This window comes from Clostridium sardiniense (assembly GCF_019753795.1).
GTDB lineage: Bacteria > Bacillota > Clostridia > Clostridiales > Clostridiaceae > Clostridium > Clostridium sardiniense.
Genome location: NZ_JAIKTU010000008.1, coordinates 199355 through 221155, shown reverse-complemented (window position 1 = coordinate 221155; position 21801 = coordinate 199355). Strand labels below are relative to the sequence as shown.

At 30.1% G+C, this 21801-nt stretch carries 20 protein-coding genes and 4 tRNA genes; all 24 read right to left on the bottom strand.

Annotated elements, in window-relative coordinates; genetic code table 11:
- Positions 1–171: 171 nt before the first annotated feature.
- The 24 genes from K5V21_RS11505 to K5V21_RS11390 all read right to left on the bottom strand — a co-directional run bounded on the left by K5V21_RS11505 (position 172) and on the right by K5V21_RS11390 (position 21754).
- Positions 172–246 (bottom strand) — tRNA-Asn (locus tag K5V21_RS11505).
- Between the two features lie 56 nt (positions 247–302).
- The gene (locus K5V21_RS11500) at positions 303–533 is read right to left on the bottom strand and encodes a hypothetical protein (protein WP_221861369.1); all 231 of its coding nucleotides are present in this window, start codon (positions 531–533) and stop codon (positions 303–305) included.
- 132 nt (positions 534–665) lie between these two features.
- A tRNA-Asn gene (locus K5V21_RS11495) sits at positions 666–740 on the bottom strand.
- A gap of 37 nt (positions 741–777) precedes the next feature.
- Positions 778–852: transfer RNA gene (locus K5V21_RS11490), tRNA-Asn, on the bottom strand.
- Between the two features lie 371 nt (positions 853–1223).
- Complete coding sequence (lysS, locus tag K5V21_RS11485) at positions 1224–2729, bottom strand: lysine--tRNA ligase (RefSeq protein WP_221861368.1); 1506 nt, start codon at positions 2727–2729, stop codon at positions 1224–1226.
- 14 nt (positions 2730–2743) lie between these two features.
- Positions 2744–3226, bottom strand: a complete 483-nt coding sequence (gene greA, locus K5V21_RS11480) for a transcription elongation factor GreA (RefSeq protein WP_221861367.1) — start codon at positions 3224–3226, stop codon at positions 2744–2746.
- A 286-nt stretch (positions 3227–3512) separates the two neighbouring features.
- Positions 3513–4499 carry a tRNA dihydrouridine synthase DusB gene (gene dusB, locus K5V21_RS11475; RefSeq protein WP_221861366.1) on the bottom strand — a complete coding sequence of 329 codons (987 nt, stop codon included), beginning with the start codon at positions 4497–4499 and terminating at the stop codon, positions 3513–3515.
- 11 nt (positions 4500–4510) lie between these two features.
- Positions 4511–5290 carry a type III pantothenate kinase gene (locus K5V21_RS11470; RefSeq protein WP_204596752.1) on the bottom strand — a complete coding sequence of 260 codons (780 nt, stop codon included), beginning with the start codon at positions 5288–5290 and terminating at the stop codon, positions 4511–4513.
- Positions 5291–5416: 126 nt separating this feature from the next.
- Entirely contained in the window at positions 5417–7087 is a 1671-nt protein-coding gene (locus tag K5V21_RS11465; protein WP_221861365.1) for a formate--tetrahydrofolate ligase, read from the bottom strand.
- Between the two features lie 210 nt (positions 7088–7297).
- A complete protein-coding gene (gene ftsH / locus K5V21_RS11460) occupies positions 7298–9100 on the bottom strand; it encodes an ATP-dependent zinc metalloprotease FtsH (RefSeq protein WP_221861364.1) in 1803 nt (600 codons plus the stop codon).
- 89 nt (positions 9101–9189) lie between these two features.
- A complete protein-coding gene (hpt, locus tag K5V21_RS11455; protein ID WP_204596755.1) occupies positions 9190–9729 on the bottom strand; it encodes a hypoxanthine phosphoribosyltransferase in 540 nt (179 codons plus the stop codon).
- Positions 9730–9731: 2 nt separating this feature from the next.
- Entirely contained in the window at positions 9732–11132 is a 1401-nt protein-coding gene (tilS, locus tag K5V21_RS11450) for a tRNA lysidine(34) synthetase TilS (protein ID WP_221861363.1), read from the bottom strand.
- Between the two features lie 120 nt (positions 11133–11252).
- Positions 11253–13649 carry a stage II sporulation protein E gene (gene spoIIE, locus K5V21_RS11445; RefSeq protein ID WP_221861362.1) on the bottom strand — a complete coding sequence of 799 codons (2397 nt, stop codon included), beginning with the start codon at positions 13647–13649 and terminating at the stop codon, positions 11253–11255.
- Between the two features lie 373 nt (positions 13650–14022).
- A tRNA-Leu gene (locus K5V21_RS11440) sits at positions 14023–14111 on the bottom strand.
- 297 nt (positions 14112–14408) lie between these two features.
- Complete coding sequence (locus K5V21_RS11435) at positions 14409–14816, bottom strand: S1 domain-containing RNA-binding protein (RefSeq protein WP_221861361.1); 408 nt, start codon at positions 14814–14816, stop codon at positions 14409–14411.
- A gap of 57 nt (positions 14817–14873) precedes the next feature.
- Positions 14874–15164, bottom strand: a complete 291-nt coding sequence (locus K5V21_RS11430) for an FtsB family cell division protein (protein ID WP_221861360.1) — start codon at positions 15162–15164, stop codon at positions 14874–14876.
- Between the two features lie 97 nt (positions 15165–15261).
- Positions 15262–15651 (bottom strand): spore cortex biosynthesis protein YabQ, encoded by a 390-nt coding sequence (gene yabQ / locus K5V21_RS11425; RefSeq protein WP_221861359.1) that lies wholly within the window; start codon positions 15649–15651, stop codon positions 15262–15264.
- 4 nt (positions 15652–15655) lie between these two features.
- Positions 15656–15949, bottom strand: a complete 294-nt coding sequence (gene yabP, locus K5V21_RS11420; RefSeq protein WP_204594070.1) for a sporulation protein YabP — start codon at positions 15947–15949, stop codon at positions 15656–15658.
- Positions 15950–16044: 95 nt separating this feature from the next.
- Positions 16045–16302: an RNA-binding S4 domain-containing protein gene (locus K5V21_RS11415; RefSeq protein WP_204594071.1), complete on the bottom strand. Its 258-nt coding sequence runs from the start codon at positions 16300–16302 to the stop codon at positions 16045–16047.
- A 124-nt stretch (positions 16303–16426) separates the two neighbouring features.
- Positions 16427–16702 carry an HU family DNA-binding protein gene (locus tag K5V21_RS11410; RefSeq protein ID WP_204594072.1) on the bottom strand — a complete coding sequence of 92 codons (276 nt, stop codon included), beginning with the start codon at positions 16700–16702 and terminating at the stop codon, positions 16427–16429.
- A gap of 228 nt (positions 16703–16930) precedes the next feature.
- On the bottom strand, positions 16931–18385 hold the full coding sequence (gene yabN / locus K5V21_RS11405; RefSeq protein ID WP_221861358.1) for a bifunctional methyltransferase/pyrophosphohydrolase YabN: 1455 nt from the start codon (positions 18383–18385) through the stop codon (positions 16931–16933).
- Between the two features lie 23 nt (positions 18386–18408).
- Positions 18409–19944 carry a putative polysaccharide biosynthesis protein gene (locus K5V21_RS11400; protein ID WP_221861357.1) on the bottom strand — a complete coding sequence of 512 codons (1536 nt, stop codon included), beginning with the start codon at positions 19942–19944 and terminating at the stop codon, positions 18409–18411.
- A 98-nt stretch (positions 19945–20042) separates the two neighbouring features.
- Complete coding sequence (gene spoVT, locus K5V21_RS11395) at positions 20043–20594, bottom strand: stage V sporulation protein T (RefSeq protein ID WP_204594075.1); 552 nt, start codon at positions 20592–20594, stop codon at positions 20043–20045.
- A gap of 146 nt (positions 20595–20740) precedes the next feature.
- Complete coding sequence (locus tag K5V21_RS11390; RefSeq protein WP_221861356.1) at positions 20741–21754, bottom strand: peptidylprolyl isomerase; 1014 nt, start codon at positions 21752–21754, stop codon at positions 20741–20743.
- Positions 21755–21801: the final 47 nt, after the last annotated feature.

The window sequence follows — 21801 nt, the reverse complement described above, 5'->3', positions numbered from 1 at the left end:
GTTATTGAATTTGGCTGCGAACCTAATTCTATTTTAACAAATGGAGGTTTTTTTACATAATACACCGCTAAAGCTTATCTGAACACACTTGCATAGCAAGTGGTTTTTTAAATACAATAAAAAAGCAGTGATTCTTATAATCACTGCTAAATTTCTATATTAATAAAAAAATGGCTCCGCGAAGAGGACTCGAACCTCCAACCTGTCGGTTAACAGCCGAATGCTCCACCATTGAGCTATCGCGGAATATTTACATTAATTATTATATCAATTTTTTATAAAATTGCAACTCTTTTTTATTTTTATTTTTTAATCATAGATTCTATTGTATTACATACAAGCTTCTGACTTTCATCATTTTCTATTATAGGAACTATAGCTATAGGGTTATCAGTAATATCTATTATAGTTATATTCTTTAATTTATCCCCTTTAAAGTTTATAGCTTTTATCATATTCCACTTATATAAAACATTACTTTCCTTATCTCTTATTCTAACTCCATCATTTTCAATGCTCAATAAATTCTCCATACCAAAAAGTTTACCACCCTTTCATCTAATAAAGAAATTATATCATTAAGCTTTATTCATTGTATATAATAACATAATAAAAAAAGCAGTGATTTCTCACCGCTTAAAAATTCGTGTTTTGGATAAAAAAAATGGCTCCGCGAAGAGGACTCGAACCTCCAACCTGTCGGTTAACAGCCGAATGCTCCACCATTGAGCTATCGCGGAATATCCATATAACAAATATATATTTCTAAAATAAAAATGGCTCCGCGAAGAGGACTCGAACCTCCAACCTGTCGGTTAACAGCCGAATGCTCCACCATTGAGCTATCGCGGAATATTTGCTACATTTGATATTATATCATCTTTAAATTAAATTGCAACTCTTTTTTATTAAAAAATTTAATTTTTAATTGATTTTTTTATATAATATACTCTAGACCTGATATATACTTCTTTCAAGTCTATTTTTAAAATCAATAATTTTATATCACTTAAACATTACTATTACAGCAATTAAAGATATTAATATTAATAATGCCATAGAGAACCGCTATAATTAATATTTAAAACACTAAATACTTTACCAAATAATATTCATAAATTCTCCCAACTTTAAGCATACTTATATATTAACATATTCGTATTTTAAAAGATATTAATACATAAAAAAGGATACCTCTAAAGAGATATCCTTAATATATTTTATTATTTTACTGGCTTCATTGTTGGGAATAGTAATACGTCTCTTATTGATGATGAGTCTGTTAAGAACATAATCATTCTATCAATACCTATTCCAAGACCACCTGTTGGAGGCATTCCTGTTTCTAAAGCACTCATGAACTCTTCGTCCATCATGTATGCTTCGTCATCTCCGTATTCTCTTTCCTTAGCTTGTTGTTCAAATCTTTGTCTTTGAACTATTGGATCATTAAGCTCTGAGTAAGCATTACATACTTCTCTTCCATAAACAAATCCTTCAAATCTTTCAGTAAATGCTTCATTTCCTCTCTTCTTCTTAGTAAGAGGTGATATTTCTACTGGATAATCAACTAAGAATGTTGGTTGAATTAAATTTGATTCACCATACTCTTCGAATAACATATTAAGAACTTCTCCCTTAGTTACCTTATCTAAAGGTTTTGGGAATTCTAAATGCTTTTCTTTAGCAATAGCTTGTGCTTCTTCATCTGTTTTGATTTCATTGAAATCAACTCCAGCATATTCTTTAACAGCATCAACCATAGTAATTCTTCTCCATGGTGGCTTAAAGTCTATTTCTGTTCCTTCATACATTACCTTAGTTGTACCATTTACCTTTTCACATACATATGCAATCATATTTTCCATGATTTCCATCATATCATTGTAATCTGAATAAGCTTGGTATAATTCTATACAAGTGAATTCTGGATTATGTCTTACTGAAACTCCTTCATTTCTGAAGTTCTTACCCATTTCATAAACTTTTTCAAATCCAGCAACTATTAATCTCTTTAAGTATAACTCAGTAGCAATTCTTAGGTACATATCTATATCTAAAGCATTGTGATGAGTTATAAATGGTTTAGCAGCAGCTCCTCCAGCTATTGGTGATAGTATTGGAGTATCAACCTCTAGAAATCCTCTATTATCTAAGAATTCTCTTATAGTTTTTATAATCTTTGATCTTTTTATAAAAGTATCTTTTACTTCTGGATTAGTAATTATATCTACTTCTCTTTGTCTATATCTTAAGTCTGGATCTTTTAATCCGTGGAATTTTTCTGGTAATGGTTTTAATGATTTACAAATTAACTCGAAATCTGAAACCTTAACTGAAACTTCTTCAGTTCTAGTTTTAAATACTTCTCCAGTCGCAACAACCCAGTCACCTAAGTCAAAACTCTTATATGCTTTTAAATTTTCTTCTCCAACTGCATCAATCTTTATAAACAATTGGATTTTGCCATCTCTATCATGTATATCTGAGAATACAACCTTACCTTGACCTCTCTTTGACATGATTCTTCCAGCTACAGTTACAGTCTTGCCTTCTAGCTCTTCATAGTTTGATTTAACTTCTTCTGAACTATGTGTTTTTTCCACTTTATATACATCAAATGGATCCTTACCTGCAGCTTGTAATTCAGCTAATTTTTCTCTTCTAAGTGCTTCTTGCTCACTTAACTGAGCTTCTAATTCTTGTATATTCATTTCCTCAGTTGACATTAATTATCCCTCCGTTATGATCTGCTTATTTCTAAGACCTCGTATTTACTTACTCCATCAGGTACAGATATTTCAACTATATCCCCAACTTTTTTACCTATAAGTCCAGCACCTACTGGTGATTCATTTGAAATTTTAAATTCCATTGGATCTGCCTCTGCTGAACCAACTATTGTATATATAACTTCCTCATCGAAATCATAGTCTTTAACCTTTACTTTTGCTCCAACTGAAACAACATCTGATGGTATTTCTGATTCATCTACAACTTCAGCATTTTTAAGCATATTTTCTAATTGAAGGATTCTTCCTTCTGTAAAAGCTTGCTCGTTTTTTGCTTCATCATATTCTGAGTTTTCACTTAAGTCTCCGTATCCTAATGCTACTTTTATTTTTTCTGTAATTTCTTTTCTTTTAACTGTTTTTAAATGTTCTAACTCGTTTTCAAGCTTTTTAACACCTTCATAAGTCATTACAAATTTTTTTTGTTCGCTCATACTTAAACTCCCCTTTAATAACCTTCTACTGGTTTATATTTTAATTTAATATTTCTTAAACCTATCAAAATTTGGGCCCTATAACGAATATTCAAATTCATTTAAAATATTATAAAGCAGGGCCTATAATATGTCAACAAATCTAATTTTTTTAAATGTATTTCAATAGTATATAGTATCTATTATATAGCCACTTTATTCATAATAATACACTTTATTCAGAAATGTCTTTTAAAATAATGTAACTTTTGAATAAACATTCCGTAATATTCAAAAGTTTACATTACTATCTACCAGTTTTTAAGTTCTTTAATTCATTTTTATAATTTATTAAGAGCTCCATAACAGCATCACTATCTTCTAATACATTCATTTCATTTCTTACTTCTGTGCATTTTGGAAGACCTTTTATATACCATGATGCATGCTTTCTCATCTCTCTTATAGCTTTATGATATCCGTCATACTTTATTGCTAATTCGTAATGTCTTATACACATATCAATCTTTTCTTCTGGGGTTATTTCCTTAAGCTCTTTCCCTTCAAGAATTCTTTGTATCTGTTTGAAAAGCCATGGATTACCCATACTTCCTCTAGCGACCATTATTCCATCACAATTAGTAAGTTCTTTCATTCTTAAAGCATCTTCTGGAGTAAATACATCGCCATTACCTATAACAGGCACTTTCACTTTATCTTTTATCTCTTTTATTATATTCCAGTCTGCTTTTCCTTCATACATTTGCTTTCTTGTCCTACCATGTACAGCTACAGCATCTACTCCTGCATCTTCTAGAGCTAACGCAAACTCAACTGCATTTAGATTATCTTCATCAAATCCTTTTCTAAACTTTGCAGTTACAGGTTTTGATGAAACTTGTTTTATCTTTCTTACAATTTCTGCTGCAAGTTTTGGATCTTTCATAAGAGCTGATCCATCTCCATTTTTAACAATCTTAGGAGCTGGGCACCCCATATTTATATCTATAATACAAATATCTTTTCTATCATTAAAATGTTCCTCAACCATCTTTGCCATAATATCAGGATCATTTCCGAATATTTGTACAGCAACTGGCATCTCTTCATCTGAAATTCTAAGAAGCTTTTGCGTATTTTCACTGCCATAATATAAAGCCTTTGCACTAACCATTTCTGTATAAACTAGCCCACACCCTTGTTCCTTGCAAAGCCCTCTAAATGATATATCTGTTACTCCTGCCATAGGAGCTAGAAATACATTGTTTTCGAATTCTATATTCCCTATCTTCATTTCTTTGAGTTTTACTCCTTATTCTTATTGTATATTAATCTTAACCCTTCTAATGTTAAGTCACCGTCAACTATATCTATTGCATCAGTCTCTTTAGCAATTAAGTTTGCAAGTCCCCCTGTTGCAATAACTATAGGTTCTTCATTGCATTTATTTCTCATTTCGTTTTTCATTTTCTTTACTATATACTCAACTTGCCCAATATATCCATATAAAATACCTGCTTGCATACTTACAATTGTACTTTTACATATAATATTTTTAGGTACTTCAAGTTCTATTCTTGGTAGTTTTGCTGCTCTTTCGAATAATGCATCTGATGCAATTCTTACGCCCGGAACAATACATCCACCTAAATAATCTCCCTTTTCTGTTATTGAACAGAATGTTGTTGCTGTACCAAAATCAATTACTATGTTTGGTTTTTTATATAGTTCAAAAGCTGCAACAGCGTTAACTATTCTATCTGCCCCAACTTCTTTAGGATTATCATATTTTATATTTATTCCTGTCTTTATTCCAGGTCCTACTATTATAGGCTCCCTGCAGAAACATTTTCTTATCATATTTTCTAATGAATGCATTATATTAGGAACTACTGATGATATTATTATTCCCTTAACTTCCTTTGGATCTAAGTTATGTTGAGAAAACAACTGCATAACTTGTACGCTATACTCATCAGACGTTTTTTGTGCATCTGTTGATATTCTCCAACTAGCTATATAATTATCATCCTTGTGAACCCCTAAAACGATGTTTGTATTTCCTACATCGACAAGCAAAATCATAAAAGCACCACCTTAATATAGTTAAAAGCAGCTATAATTAAAGCTGCTTTTATTCTGATAAAATAACTTAATTTTAACAATATAATTTTAACAATTCAGTGGTATTTGTCAAGAGTTAACAGAACGTTAGAATAATCCTATAATTTCTCCATCATCCAATATATCCATTTTATTCGCTGCTGGAACCTTAGGTAATCCTGGCATTGTCATAACATCTCCAGTTAACACAACTATAAATCCAGCACCATTTGATACTCTTATCTCTTTTACAGTTATATCAAAATTTTCTGGTCTCCCTAAAAGACTTGGGTTATCTGATAGTGAATATTGAGTTTTTGCCATACATATTGGAAGTTTATCTAAACTAAACTTTTCAAGTTCAGCTATTTGCTTTCTAGCTTGTGGTGTATAGTTTACAGTATTTGCTCCATATATTTCCCAGGCTATAGTCTTAATTTTTTCTTCAATAGTATTATTCGTATCATATAAAACTTCAAATTTTGATTCTTCATTTTCTAATACATCAACTACTTCAGTTCCAAGTTCTATTCCACCTTCTCCTCCTTTTGCCCATACATCTGAAAGTGCAACTCTAACACCATTTTCTTTGCAGAAGTCTTTTATAAATTGAACTTCCTCTTCACTATCTGATGTAAATTTATTTATAGCCACAACTACAGGAACATTATACTTTTTAATATTTTCTATCTGTTTTTCTAAATTTGAAACACCTATTTTTAATGCTTCAATATCCGGAGTATTAAGGTCATCTTTTTTCACTCCACCATGGTGCTTTAAAGCTCTTATAGTGGCGACTATAACAACACAATCTGGAGTTAATTCTCCATATCTACATTTAATATCTAAGAACTTTTCAGCTCCAAGATCTGCTCCAAATCCCGCTTCTGTAACTACTATATCACTAAGTTTTAGTGCAAGCTTAGTTGCTATAACTGAGTTACATCCATGTGCTATATTCGCAAATGGTCCTCCGTGAATTATAGCCGGAGTATTTTCTAATGTTTGAACTAAGTTAGGCTTTATTGCATCTTTCATTAATAGTGCCATGGCACCTTGTATACCTAATTCCTTCGCATATACCGGTTCTCCATCTAAGTTATAAGCAATTAATATATTTCCCATTCTTTCTTTTAAATCACTTAAATCTTTAGCTAGGCATAGTATAGCCATTATTTCTGATGCTACAGTTATCATAAATCCATCTTCTCTTAAAAAACCATTAATCTTTCCTCCAAGACCTACAACAACTTCTCTTAATGCTCTATCATTCATATCTATAACTCTTTTAAAAATTATTCTTCTTGAGTCAATTCTTAAATCATTCCCTTGATGTATATGATTATCTATAGCTGCTGATAACAAGTTGTTAGCTGATGTTATAGCGTGCATATCACCAGTAAAATGTAAGTTTATATCTTCCATAGGAACAACCTGTGCATATCCACCACCAGCAGCTCCCCCCTTGATTCCAAATACAGGCCCAAGAGACGGCTCTCTAAGTGCTATAACTGAATTCTTACCCATTCTACGCAACGCATCTCCAAGGCCTACTGTAACCGTTGATTTTCCCTCTCCTGCCGGTGTAGGATTTATAGCTGTTACTAGAACTAATTTCCCATCTCTATTTCCTTGCTTCTCTTTTAATGCATCCAATGATATTTTACATTTATATTTTCCGTATAATTCTATATCATCCTCATTTAAATTTAATTTTTCCGCTATCTTTGTTATATATTCCATATTTGCTTCTTGAGCTATCTTAATATCGCTTTTCATTAATACTAACCTCATTTCTTATTAAATAAATTTCAATTCTCTAAAAATTATCTATTATTATACCCTACATATTACGAGTATACCATTTGTTTTAATTTTTTTGAAGTATTTTATCGAACATTTTTTTGTTTTTATTATATATAATTCGTATATATCCCAATTATAATTCTATATAAAATAAAAAGGTTCTGTTTTCACAGAACCTTTAAATTATGCTTTATCAAATATTTCTTCGAATTCTTTACCTTCTATCTTTTCTTTTTCTAAAAGTGCTTGAGCAACAGCATGTAATTTACTAATATTTTCTCTAAGTATCGCTTCTGCTCTTACATAAGCTTCATCAACTAATGCTTTAACTTCTTTGTCGATTTCAGCTCCTATTTCTTCCGAGAAGTTTCTTCCTCTTCCAAGATCTCTTCCAAGGAATACCTCATTTTGATCTGATCCGTATGAAATTGTTCCAAGTTTTTCGCTCATTCCATACTCCATAACCATACTTCTAGCAATTGCACTAGTTCTATCTATATCATTCTTAGCTCCAGTACTAATGTCTCCAAGAATAATTTGTTCTGAAACTCTTCCTCCTAGAAGTCCAACCATATCATCTTTAAGTCTAAGCTTTGAAGTATATGATCTATCCTCATCTGGTAAATGCATAGTATATCCACCAGCTCTTCCTCTAGGAATTATACTTATTTCATGAACTGGGTCTGAATACTTTAATGATTTCATCACAACAGCGTGACCTGCTTCATGATAAGCTGTAAGCTTTCTATCTTTTTCACTAATAACTCTACTTTTCTTTTCTGGTCCAGCTATTACTCTTGTTATAGCTTCTTCCATATCTAGCATTGTTATAGCCTTATCGCCTCTTCTAACTGCAAGAAGTGCCGCTTCATTAGTAAGATTCTCTAAATCAGCACCTGAAAACCCTGGTGTTCTCTTTGCTAGGACATCTAGTTTAACATCATCAGCTAAAGGTTTCTTTCTTGTATGCACTACTAGAATCTCTTCTCTACCTTTAACGTCTGGTGCTCCTACAACTATTTGTCTATCAAATCTACCTGGTCTTAATAATGCAGGATCTAAAATATCTGGTCTATTAGTTGCTGCAATCATTATGATTCCTTCATTCATTCCAAAACCATCCATCTCAACAAGTAATTGATTAAGAGTTTGCTCTCTTTCATCATGACCTCCACCAAGACCTGCTCCTCTTTGTCTACCTACTGCATCTATTTCATCTATAAATACTATACATGGAGCATTCTTCTTAGCATCTGCAAAAAGATCTCTAACTCTTGATGCACCTACTCCAACAAACATTTCAACAAAATCTGAACCTGATATACTAAAGAATGGTACACCAGCCTCTCCAGCTATCGCCTTTGCAAGTAAAGTCTTACCTGTTCCAGGAGGACCTACTAGAAGAACTCCTTTAGGGATTCTAGCTCCCATTTGTGTATACTTTGATGGTTCCTTTAAGAAATCAACAATTTCTTCTAATTCTTGCTTTTCTTCATCAGCACCAGCAACATCTTTAAATGTTACTTTTTTAGAATCTGGAGTAGCAACTTTAGCTCTATTTTTACCAAAGTTCATTACTCCTCGGCCACCACCGCCACCTTGAGATTGTTGTGTCATTACAAATAAAAGTACTAAGAATAATACAACCATAAGTACTGTTGGTATAATAGATAACCATGCTCCACTATTTGAAGGCTTTTCAAATTCTACTTTTACATTATTCTTAGGATTTTCACTAATTAACTTTGTAAGCATTGTCTCAGGTGCATATGTTATAAATTTTTGGTTATTATTCATTACACCTTCTATCGTCATATCGTCTTCACGAACATATATGCTAGTTATTTCGTTAGAACTCCACTTTTGTTGGAAAGAACTATATGAGATTGTATCTGATTTATTACCTGTTTCCCACAATGCTACTGATGCAAAAATCAGTACCGCTAATGTGACAATCCATACAGCTGCACTTGAATATTTTTTCATTCAAGGCCCCCCTCTCTTTATAATATTTAAAATTTTACCATATGGTTTTTTTAATTACAATAATTCCTATTTGTAAATATTTGAACTTTTTATTTGTTATATACTTCTTCTTTTAATATGCCAACGTAAGGTAAATTTCTATATTTTTCAGCATAATCAATTCCATATCCAACTATAAATTCATTAGGAACTTTAAATCCTATGTATTTAACATCTAAATCTGCTGTTCTTCTCTCTGGTTTATTAAGTAATGATACAATTTCAATACTTTCTGCTCTTCTTGCTTTTAAATATTTTAATAAATAACTTAATGTTATTCCACTGTCAACTATATCTTCAACTAATAGCACATGTTTACCTTCTATACTATGATCTAAATCTTTTAATATCCTTACAACACCTGATGATTCTGTAGAATCACCATAGCTTGATACTGCCATGAAATCTATTTCGCAAGGTATAGTTATATTCTTAATAAGATCTGATGCAAATAAAACTGATCCTTTTAAAACTCCAACTACAAGTAAATCTTTACCCTCATAATCTTTACTTATTTTAGCACCCAATTCCTTGACTTTTTTAGCTAAGTCCTCTTCATTAAATAATATCTCTTTTACATCTTCCCTCATGACTATAATTCCTCTCTTTTACACATTACTTTAATAATGTTTTCTGTTTGTTTAGTTACTTTATATGTATTAGATGTCTTAACGCCTAATAACCATGCAATTTCATCATCAAATTCAACAACTGGGATATTGTCTCTATAATCCTTAGGTATTTTCATATCAATAAATATATCTTTTATTTTTTTACTACCTTTCATACCTAAAGGTGTTATCCTATCTCCATTTTTTCTTTTCCTAAGAGTAACATACTCATTAATTTTATCATAATCAAAATACTTAATTAAGTCATTATTGTTAAATTTTAAATTTTTTTCTCTTATTTTTACTTCAAATTCTATAAGACAACCTAAAAAATCTACTTGTAACCCATCTAAATCATCTTTTTTTATTTTAATCTCATGAATATCATCTTGTTTTTTTAATAATCTTTCCTTCTCCTTTATATATATTTCACCATATATATTTTCAGCATATATTCCATTAGGTAAATCTATTCGTTTATTTGTCCCTATATCTTTTAGTTCTATAACTTCTTTTATATGTTTCATTTCAAAATCATAAGTACTATTTGAAAGAGTTGTTAGAGCTTTTCTTATTACTCTAGTAATTATAGCCCTTTCTTTATCAAATAATTCCCTACTTAGTATTATTTCATCTTTCTTTACTATACAATACTTAGAAAAAGCCTTTTTAGCCTCATTATTGATAAAATCATTGTCTTCTTGAAGTAATAAGCTCATTCTATTTATAGCTTTAACTACATCTCCATTAAAATTTTCCTTCATATAAGGCAATATATCTAATCTTATTTTATTTCTACTATATATGTTTTCTAAGTTTGTCTTATCAATTTTAGGATTTAAATTATTATCCTCGCAATACTTTTCTATATATTCCCTTTCTAAAAACAATATAGGTCTTATATATATCCCATCTCTAATAACAGGAATTCCACCTAGTCCTTCAAGCCCAGTACCTCTCATCATTCTCATTATTATTGTTTCTGCTTGATCATTAGCATTATGAGCTGTTGCAATCTTTGTGTATCCATTTTCTTTACTTATTTTATTAAAGAATCCATACCTTTCATCTCTTCCCGCAGTCTCACTAGATACTCCTCTATCTTTTGCTATTTTTTCTATCTCAAGTCTTATGCTATAAAAATCTATTTCTAATTGTCCACAAAGTTCTTTAGCATATTCCTCATCTTTTAACGCCTCTTCGCCTCTAATCATATGATTTATATGAGCTGCTCCAATCTCTAAAGAATATCTATCTTTTATAGTGTGTAGTAAATGTAATAAACATACTGAGTCTGGACCTCCTGATAATCCAACTAGAACTTTATCTCCTTTATTTAAAAGTTTATTTTCTTCTATATAATTAATAAAATCGTTAATCAACTTTCTCACATCCTATGTATAACTATTCATTTATATCATACCTTAATATTACACATTTTGTAATATTAAAATTATAAAAGCTGACTACAAGCCAGCTTTTATTATTAACATAACTACATTTTAATATGCAGAGTAAACCTTAGAAACTACAATAGTCATATCATCCTTTATAGTTCCATTGTTAATTTCTTTAGAATATTCTAATATATCTAGAACAAGTTCCTTAGGATCACTTCCCTTCTTAACAAGATAATCTTCAAGCCACTTAGAATCTCCAACTCCTTTCTTATCAACATCTAGAACTCCATCACTTAGTGTTATTATTATATCTCCATTCTTAATCCTTTCTTCAGTACTTTCTATTTCGACCTTATCTACCAACCCAAAAGGCGGCATATTAGATGATATTTTCTTTATTTTATTTCCTCTCTTTATGAAACTAGCTGCTGCACCAACTTTATAGAATGATGCTTTACCTGTATATAAATCTATTGTATTTAAATCTAATGTTGAGAATTTCTCATCCTCTTCAAATTTCATACTCATTATTGAATTTACTGTGTTTAATGCAGTCTCAACACCAAATCCTTCCTCAATAAATTTTTCAACTAAATCAACAGTTATTTTACTCTCTTTTCCAGCCTCAGGACCTGACCCCATTCCATCACTTAATAAAGTTATATATTGTCCACCTTCTAATCTTCCAAAAGAATAAGTATCTCCAGTTTGTTGTTCCCCTTCTTTAACTCTCATACCAGCGTAAGAAATAACCTTATATCTTGGCATTTCTTTTAAGAATATAGCACAATCTTTATTGTTTGGTTGTATTCTACATCCTTCTTCACTAATCATCATTGGAGTTCTCACTAACTCATTAACTACTGGAAGTATATTCTTTATGCAATGTGTTCCACATGAGCAATTTTCCATACTTACCTTTATATTCATCCTTCCACCTTTATCTGTAAAGCAGAATATTTCTTTATACTTTATTGAATTCTTATTAAGTTCCTTTCTAATTATTCTTTCAAGCTCTGAGCACCAAGTAACATCCCGCTTAAAATCTGAAACCATATTATCTAAATTATCTGATACATTTCTTATATGAGTTGCTACAAGTTTTCTACCTTCCTCTAGCTTCCTTCTTGTAATTTCATTGGCATTTAATATATTTAATATCTCTTCTGAATTTCTTATAAGCTCTGATTTGCCAATACACTTCTTTTCAAGTTCTATAGGAAAGTTTTGTCTTCCTTCTTCTCTACCCTTTAAAAGTTCTTGGAAAGCTGTATATGTCTGATTGAATTCTCTTTCCCAACATTTATTACAATCTGTACATACACTACATACTCTATCTGCTAGATTTTCAACTAATGCTGTACTTCTATTTTTATATTGTAATTTATTATTATCTGAAATACTATTTAATGATGTCGCTAACATATCTAATGCGTTTCCAAAGCCCTGTACTTTTCTTGAAAACTCATTCTTAACTTGGGATAGATGCTCCTCATTTATAGTATCCACCTTAGTCTCCTGACACATTTCAACCTCTAGTCCATTAAATATTTTCTTAGGAATTATTAGGAAAATCATTCCACCTACTAATATCTCAATAATTCCTTCCATATGCAACCCTTGAGAATATAGTGAAAGAATCAAATAAACCATTATAGATGATAAGAATGAGAATACCTTACCAGTTTCTTTAAATAATCCTACCATTAGTCCTATGCTTCCATATAGTCCAATTCCGCTTATCATGTCTCCAGATGTAATTCCTACAATAACGCCCATTGCAATTCCAATTGCAGCTCCATTTGCAGCTCCACCAATATAAGCTATTGATATTACAGTAGCAAGTGATGCTATATTTCTTATACCAACTCCTGCAATAGTTATTCCACCAATTCCAGCAATCATCAAACACACTATTATTGCAATGCTTATTACTTCTTCTATATTAAAGAAATAATTTGTATTATACTCACCTACACACTTCAATCCATACTTTATAACATAATATATAGGAAGAACAAGAATTGTATTTAACCCTGCAATTGTTACGTTAACTCCTATATCATAATTACTTATCACTAATCCATAAATTATATAACTTAAAAATACTATAAAGAATAAATGCTTTTCATTTAGTCTTTTTTGAAGCTTATTTATAACTAAGCTATATCCTAATACCATAAGAACAGTTATTAGATACATCCATCCATCTTTTAATGTAGCATTTATTGTAAAATATCCAATCAAGGCTCCAACAGAAGCTACAACAACCTTACTTTGTTCTCTTCCAGCAACTACACTAATTAAAAAGGCTAATCCAAACGGAGATACTCCAGCTATATCTCCCTCTCCAATCATTATAGTAACTCTACTTAACAATAATGTAGCTATAAAAATAACTACTAGTTTTGTAGGCTCATTCCTTACTTCTACTTTACTATTATTATCTATTCCCTCTTCAAATCTTTTAAATGCTCCTCCATTAAGTCTGTACTGCATATATCTTCCTCCTAATTCCCATAATTTGTAATTTAATTATAACAACTATTCTTCTCGATATATGTCAATACATGGTGTAATTTTAAAATTTCGTCGGACATTATTCTTTTATATTTTTAATTTTCTATCTTTAGTATTATTTTTCGATATATTATTCATATTATATGAAAAGTTCCATAAAGTACCATACTTCAATAGTTTATAGCAATTTATTTTATTTTTACTCTTTGTCATTATATATATGAATTTGTTATTTCTTAACATATTTTTTTACACATAAAAAAATAGAAGCTATAATAAATCTTTTTTCGACTATAGCTTCTATATTTTTATTTTATATAGCAAAAAAGATCTAAGAAGAATCTTAGATCTTTGGTGCCGAAGACCGGAATCGAACCGGTACGGTGTTTAACCACCGCAGGATTTTAAGTCCTGTGCGTCTGCCAGTTCCGCCACTTCGGCATGCGTTTTTCTCTCTGTCATTTCCTGACGACAATAGTTATTATATAGTATAGTCATAATACTGTCAACATATATTTCAAACTTTTTTTTATTAATAATATTTTTATTTAAAACCTTAATACAAACTAGCTATTTTACTTACATCTAGAATATATATCTCCTCTCTTATTTTACACTTTCTATTATAATTTACTAGAAAATATTTATATGAAAAATAATAAAAAGCCTCCAGTTTAATTACCTAAAAGCTTTTTATTATATAGATTTATATATTAAATTTATATGATGTCGTGTATTTTAGAATGATTTTTTACCACTCTTGCTTTTGAAATCTTGATGTTTTTTAACATCTTGCATTCTTTCTTCACTATCTTTTAAGAACTTAGACATCTTATCCTCAAAATTTCCGCCAGCTTTTTTCTTTTCAGTTACCCAATCAAATTCAGCTGGTCTAGCTGATTTTTTTGGTTTAGTTTCAGCTTGCTTTATTGATAAACTAATTTTTCCGTTATCATCAATTGATATAACTTTTACTTTTACTTTATCTTGTTCTTTTAAATGTTGTCTTATGTCCTTTACAAAAGAATCTGCTACTTCTGATATATGAACTAGACCTGTTTTTCCGCCTTCTAATTCTACGAAAGCTCCAAAATTAGTAATATTTACCACTGTACCTTCTAATATGTTTCCTGCCTCTAAGGTCATGTTTAAAAGACTCCTCCTTAATTTAAATAAAATATATATGTTATTATTAATAATAACCTACTTTTCAGACTTTGAGTCACCTTTTTTATCATTTACGACTTGTTCATCCGGTTTAACCATCTTAAGTCTTTCTCTAGCTAAGGTCTCAATATACTCATCAGAATTAGCACTTTTAACTTCCTCTTCAAGCTGCTTGTTTTTTTCCTTCAGCTTTTCTAATTCTGTATGCTTCTGAGCTATAGTATCTTCTATTCTTTTTATAGCTCTCTCTTGTCTAACAAAACTAAGTAAAAAAACAAGGCATAGTACTAAGATTATTAAATTCTTCCCTTTTATCTTTTTTATCATCCATAGTACCTCATTTTTTAAATTCTATAAATATATTTTAAACACTCTGAACTCTTAATTCAAGTTATTTTTAATTATATTTAGCTTTTATTTAAAATTAGTTTTTATTATTAATCTTTGACCATATAATTCTTAGGGGATAACTTGCATTTTTGTAGCTTCTTCTCACTATTGTCTTTGTGCCGAAAAAAATTATATTTTCTAATTTATAAATGGCTTTGCTAAATAATTTTATATATATAAGCAAAGATACTCCCATACATAAATAAACATATGGCCCCAAAAAAGCAAAGTTTGTGTAAAGCAAAAATGTAAATATAGCTAATGCTGATAATATCCAAAATAGGATATCCTGTATCATTACTATTATTTTATGTCCTTTTTTTCCTCTTAATATTCTATATATGTCGAAAAAAATTCCTAAAATAAATCCAGCAGCTAATGCATAAAATACAATTTCAAATTGAACTTCTAACTCTAACGGCATATTTTTACCTACTTATAAGCTTTTTTAAATTTATTCTTCTTCTTTTTTGCTTTACTTTACCACTGTATATCATGCTTGTAATATGTCCCTCTATTATTACATCCCCATTTTTAACATCTAGCTTATTCATTTTAAGTCCTTGACCATTGATTTTAAGCTTTCCAAGTATAGTATTAAGTACTATCTTCTCATCATCAAAGCTCATTACTTCATCAACACCTGTCAATGAAAGTTTTTTTCTATTTTCTAGTTCCATCTTACTTTTGCAAGCTTGTATGTTATCAGATTTCTTTTCCATATATAATCTCCTTTAGACATTACTCTTATTAAGAAATATATGTGATTATTAATTTCTATATTCTTAAATTGACGTCTTTAAAGATTATTATAAAATTATTCTATTTCTGCTCCCTCTAATATCTTATACATATCCTTTGCATCTTCTTTTTTAACATGCTCTACTATATTTAAAACTTCAGCACGTAATGATCTATTTGCAAATGTAATTTCTATTATGTCACCTTCTTTTACTTGAGTTCCTGACTTTGCTATTTTACCATTTATAGAAACTCTTTCACTTTCACATGCTTCTTTAGCAATAGTTCTTCTCTTTATAAGTCTTGAAACCTTTAAATACTTGTCTAATCTCATACAAAGTCACCTTCTTTTTTTAAATTTATATCCATCACTATTTAGTGATGGATATATTGCATCTAATATTTAAATTAAAACTTAATTTTATAAAAGAACCCGAGTCTCCTCGGGTTCAAAAAAATTACTTATTAACTTTTTCTTTAAACTCTTTACCAGCTTTGAATACTGGAACAGTTGATGCTGGAATCTTTATAGTTTCTTTAGTTCTTGGGTTTCTTCCTTCTCTAGCTGCTCTTTCTCTAGTTTCGAAAGTTCCGAATCCAACTAATTGAACTCTTTCACCATTTTCTAAAGCTTCTTCAACACTTTCTATAAATGCTTTTAAAGCTACTTCTGCATCTTTTTTAGTTAACTTTGACTTTTCAGCCATACTAGTAATTAATTCTGCTTTATTCACAATTACATCCTCCTTAAATAACTAGTTATATATTTATAGTACTAACTAATTCTTTATGTACTACACTTACATTATCTTATTATATTATTACTTTCTATTCTCGTCTATACTGAATATATAAATATTCACATATTCCTGTAAAAAAAAGCTAATTTAATATAATAATTTAGAAGTATAGAATTTATTACTTAATTATATTCTCTAAAAACATTGGAATTCCTTCTAAATCTAATTATTTTCTTGTTTTTTAGCCTCATTCCAAAGTTCATCCATTTCTTCAAGAGACATATCTCTTAAATTTTTTCCTTTGCTAATCGCTTGTTCTTCTATAAAACTAAATCTTCTTATGAATTTATCAGTTGTTTTGTTTAATGCTTCTTCTTCATCAACATTTAGAAATCTTGCTACATTTACACATGCAAACAATAAATCCCCAACTTCTTCTGTTATCTTTCCCTTATCTTCTGTATTATATACATCTAAAACTTCATTTAATTCTTCTGTTACTTTTTTTGATGCATCTTCTACATTATCCCAATCAAATCCAACTTTTCTCGCTTTATTTTGAATCTTATGAGCTCTAATTAAAGCTGGAAGAGCATTTGCAACACCTCTTAATTCTTCCGTTACTGTTTCAAATCCCTTCTCTTCCTTCTTTATTTCATCCCAATTTTGTACAACTTCTTCCGAATTGCAAATATCCTTACCCTTGAATATATGTGGATGCCTATCTATCATCTTAGTATAAATTCCTTCTATTACATCACTAAAATCAAAATATCCATCTTCTTTTCCTATTGATGAATGGAATATTACATGTAATAAAACATCCCCAAGTTCTTCTATCAACGCATTGTCATCATCTTTTTCTATAGCATCCTTAACTTCATAACTTTCTTCAACTATTCCATTTTTTATACTTTCATGAGTTTGTTCTCTATCCCAAGGACATCCTTCATCACTTCTTAAAATATCTATTAAAGCTATTAAATCATTTATATCCTTTTTATTATTTAAATCTTTAGGGATATATACAGATGTTAGATAATCTATATCTTCTTGCATATCAAGTTCATATAGTGGTATTTCCCTTATACTCTCTAAACCTTCAATACCTGCCGCTCTTACATAAATTATCTTTGTTTCATCATCATAACACTCTAAAAGTTTAAGCTTAACTTCTGATGCAATAAATGGATTGTATACTTGTGTTATTATAGTCCCTATTCTCTTATCCATTATTTGATTATTTATATCAAAGGCATCAATAACTTTAAGACCTTCAATAGGATCTATCTTAAGTCTATCCATCATTGCATCGATAAAACTAACTGCTGGAAGAATATCGTACTCTATTTCCTCTTCATCACAAATCTCCATAAGATTTGATACTGACTTTTCCGCAACTAACGGATGTCCTGGAACCGCATATACAACATTTCCTGTTGCTTTATGAATTTCAACCAAATCTTCTGCTATATTTTTATAGACCTCATCAAAACTTTCTCCACTATTATAAAAATGATCATATGTTTTAAATTCTATATTTCTTTTTCTTATAAATTCAACTGTTGGATGAATTTCTGTTCTAAAATAAATATTATCGCTTTCTTCTAATACTCTTAGTGCACCTACTGTAAGAGCATCACTAGCTCCTGGTCCTAAACCAATAATCTTAATCATTAGGTATTTCTCCTTTTGTATGTTTATTTTTTATAAAATCTGCTCTTTACTTCTTCAACATAAAACACTCTCATGCAAATTATTGAAGCCATATATACTATAATACCTAAAAATACTGATAATAAGCAAGATACTCCATTACTCATTGTATAGTTTAAAATAACTTTATAGCTAAATAAAACTGCTGCTGTCATTATTACTGATGCAATTATAGGTTTTACTATATTATTATTTATTTTAATTTTTGTTTTTAAATTCACTTTTAGTAAAATCATATTTAAAATTGTAGTTACGATATAAGCTAATATACTAGCTATTACAGCTCCATATATATTAAACTTAGCCATAGGAACTAGCATAAGAGTTAATATAAGCTTTATTCCACAACCTATAAAAAGATTTACAACTGGAAGTATATATCTACCAACGCCTTGTAATATAGATGTAGTGGTTTGAGTTAAAATTACAAAAGGTACTGTAAGCGAAAGATATCTAAGAATCTCGAATCCCTCATGCCTTCCTGGAAATATAAGTTTCATTATTGGTTCTGCCATAAAAAACATACCAAACATACACGGTATTGATATAACAGTTGAAATTTTTATTGCTAGATTTACTTTATTTTCAACATCTCTATTTCTTCTTAAAATATATTGTTCTGCTATTATTGGAATTAGTGATATAGATAGAGCCATTGAAAGAGTCATTGGTATATTTACTATGACCGAGGCCTTACCTGTAAGCTGTGCATATAGAATTGTTGATTGTTGTGTTGTAAACCCTGCTTCTAATAATTTTTGTGGAATAAATATAGAATCAATAAGATTCATTATTGTTCCAACTGTAGCTCCTAGTGATATTGGAATTGCAATTCTAAGTATTTTACTCATAACAGCTGGATCACTTTTTACTTTCTTTATCCCATAATTTTTCTTAGTAATTAGATATTTAACATATAGGTATCCACCGCCAAGCAGACCTCCTGCTGCTGCACCAAAAGCTGCACCCCCAGCTGCAAATTCTATTCCTTTTGGAAGAAATAAAACAGCTAGTCCAACTCCAAAAACTACTCTACCAATCTGCTCAAGAACTTGTGATGCCGCAGATGGTGTCATATTTTGAAGACCTTGAAAGAATCCTCTAAATATTGTCATAATTGAAATTATGAGAGGTGCAAATGATATACCTATCAATGAATAATAAGCCTTCATGTCCCATTTTAAAAAATTAATTATAGGCTTTGCAAAGAAAAATAAAAAGAATGTTGTCCCAGCACCTAGTATAATCATCATATAGGTAGAGCATTTTACAACTTTAAAACTTCCTTCTATATCACCCATTGCATTATTTTCTGAAACGATTTTAGAGATAGCAACTGGTACTCCTGATGCTATGGCTACAAAAAACATATATAAAGGGAATGACATTTGATAAAGCCCTATTCCTTCATCACCTATAAGCATTATAAGAGGCCATCTAAAAAATACACCGAGGAATTTTGCTAGTATTCCAGCAGTTCCTAATATTATACTACCCTTTATTAGGGATTGTTTCTTCATAAAATACCTCCAAACTTTTCTTTTACTAATAATTATTATTGTAAGTTTAGAGGTATTATTACTTTTATTTTCTGTTTTACTTAATAAAGAATAATTTTTTATTGTTCCATTTGCTTTCCTAGGAAAGCTGCAGCTGTTTCTGCTAATTTAAGTTCTAATTCTCCCATCTTTTCTCCTGATTGCTTTGATAGGATAACAACAGCTCCAATTGCATCACCTTCTGCAATTATAGGTGCTACTACTTGTGATGTCATTCCTTCTACGTCTTCATCACTATGTAATGGGATTAATTTTTGATTGCCGTCCCCAAGCAATATTGGTTTTCTACCTTCCATAACAGTTTCAAGTTCGTTGCTTATTTTTCTATCTATATAATCTTTCTTAGGCACACCACTTGCTGATATAAATGCATCTTTATCACTTATTAAGATTATATGCCCAATAGCTTGTTGTAAGCTTTCAGCATATTCTTTTGAGAAGTCTGTAAGTTCTCCAATAGGAGAATACTTCTTAAGAATTACTCCACCTTCTCTATCTGTAAAGATTTCAAGTGGATCTCCTTCTCTGATTCTTAAAGTTCTTCTTATTTCTTTTGGTATAACAACTCTACCTAAATCATCAATACGTCTTACAATTCCTGTAGCTTTCATTTATAATTAACCTCCTTAATAAAATACTGTTAAAATTAGTAGCACTATTATTATTTAACTAGATAGAAATTTTATGCACATATAACCAATATTTAAAAGAAAAAAAAAGAACATCTAACAATTTAGATGTTCTTTAAATGTATAATTTATGATTGAAGTTTATCTTCGTATACTTTAACTCCAATTTCATCTTTCCACTTTTTAATAGTTTCAGTATAAGCCTTTTGCTGTTCTGAACTTAATAAATTATCTTTTATATTGCTCTTTACATAATCAAGTGGCATTATACCTGGCTTTTCCATAACATTTTCTACTTTTATTAAGTGATATCCATACTTAGTTTTCACCGGTTGTGATATCTCACCGTTTTTAAGCTTCTTAGCAGCACTCATAAACTCTGGTAGGTATTGAGTTGAATCATAAGCAACATATCCTAATGAGCCACCAGTAGTTTTAGTATTATCAGTATTATACTTTGCAGCCGCCTTTTCAAAAGTTGTTGATTTATCTAAAATTTCTTTTCTTACTTTTTCTGCTGTCTTTTCATCCGGAAGAACTATATTGTATATCATAGCTCCAGCCTTATCTACTTTAAATGAGTCTTTATTTTCATCATAATACTTTTTAATAGATTCATCACTAACTTTTAAATCTTTATATATATGATCATCAAGAGCTGCTTTTACTATTATATTCTCTTTTAGCATTTCTTTAACTGCAGCATCATCTTTAAGTCCACTTTGTTGATATGCTTGTTTGAACTCTTCTTCTGTCTTATATGCAGTCTTCATTTTATCAAATTGTGCATTTACTTCCTTATCTAGCTCTTCTTTTGCTGGAACCCATTTATTCTTTTCAGCTTCCTGTACTATTACTTTTGTATCTACTAAACTCTCTAGCATTTGTTTTTCTTGAGCTTGTAATTGAGTTTTTACTTGATCATTATTTCTATAATCTTTTCCAAATTGTTGTTCATATTGTTTGTAGTAATATGTCATTGCATCTGTTAAGTCTTGTCTTGTTATCTTTTGGTCTCCAACTTTAGCTAATGTTTCTTTTTGTATCGCTTCTGGAGTTTTTTGTATCATCTTACATCCTGCAAATGACATACTAGCCATCGCAACTAATCCTAGAGCTACTAACTTTTTAATCTTACCCACGTTTTTTCCCTCACTTCACTAATTTTATTTTATAACGATTTATTTCT

Bases quoted from the DNA above. Each gene is read 5' to 3' on its own strand.
- ftsH (WP_221861364.1), bottom strand. From the start codon at position 9,100: ATGAAAAAATATTCAAGTGCAGCTGTATGGATTGTCACATTAGCGGTA.
- dusB (WP_221861366.1), bottom strand. From the start codon at position 4,499: ATGAAGATAGGGAATATAGAATTCGAAAACAATGTATTTCTAGCTCCT.
- K5V21_RS11415 (WP_204594071.1), bottom strand. From the start codon at position 16,302: ATGAGATTAGACAAGTATTTAAAGGTTTCAAGACTTATAAAGAGAAGA.
- spoVT (WP_204594075.1), bottom strand. From the start codon at position 20,594: ATGAAAGCTACAGGAATTGTAAGACGTATTGATGATTTAGGTAGAGTT.
- K5V21_RS11435 (WP_221861361.1), bottom strand. From the start codon at position 14,816: ATGACCTTAGAGGCAGGAAACATATTAGAAGGTACAGTGGTAAATATT.
- K5V21_RS11430 (WP_221861360.1), bottom strand. From the start codon at position 15,164: ATGATAAAAAAGATAAAAGGGAAGAATTTAATAATCTTAGTACTATGC.
- K5V21_RS11400 (WP_221861357.1), bottom strand. From the start codon at position 19,944: ATGAAGAAACAATCCCTAATAAAGGGTAGTATAATATTAGGAACTGCT.
- yabP (WP_204594070.1), bottom strand. From the start codon at position 15,949: ATGGAAAAGAAATCTGATAACATACAAGCTTGCAAAAGTAAGATGGAA.
- yabN (WP_221861358.1), bottom strand. From the start codon at position 18,385: ATGATTAAGATTATTGGTTTAGGACCAGGAGCTAGTGATGCTCTTACA.
- yabQ (WP_221861359.1), bottom strand. From the start codon at position 15,651: ATGCCGTTAGAGTTAGAAGTTCAATTTGAAATTGTATTTTATGCATTA.
- hpt (WP_204596755.1), bottom strand. From the start codon at position 9,729: ATGAGGGAAGATGTAAAAGAGATATTATTTAATGAAGAGGACTTAGCT.
- K5V21_RS11500 (WP_221861369.1), bottom strand. From the start codon at position 533: ATGGAGAATTTATTGAGCATTGAAAATGATGGAGTTAGAATAAGAGAT.
- K5V21_RS11465 (WP_221861365.1), bottom strand. From the start codon at position 7,087: ATGAAAAGCGATATTAAGATAGCTCAAGAAGCAAATATGGAATATATA.
- greA (WP_221861367.1), bottom strand. From the start codon at position 3,226: ATGAGCGAACAAAAAAAATTTGTAATGACTTATGAAGGTGTTAAAAAG.
- lysS (WP_221861368.1), bottom strand. From the start codon at position 2,729: ATGTCAACTGAGGAAATGAATATACAAGAATTAGAAGCTCAGTTAAGT.
- K5V21_RS11470 (WP_204596752.1), bottom strand. From the start codon at position 5,290: ATGATTTTGCTTGTCGATGTAGGAAATACAAACATCGTTTTAGGGGTT.
- spoIIE (WP_221861362.1), bottom strand. From the start codon at position 13,649: ATGCAGTACAGACTTAATGGAGGAGCATTTAAAAGATTTGAAGAGGGA.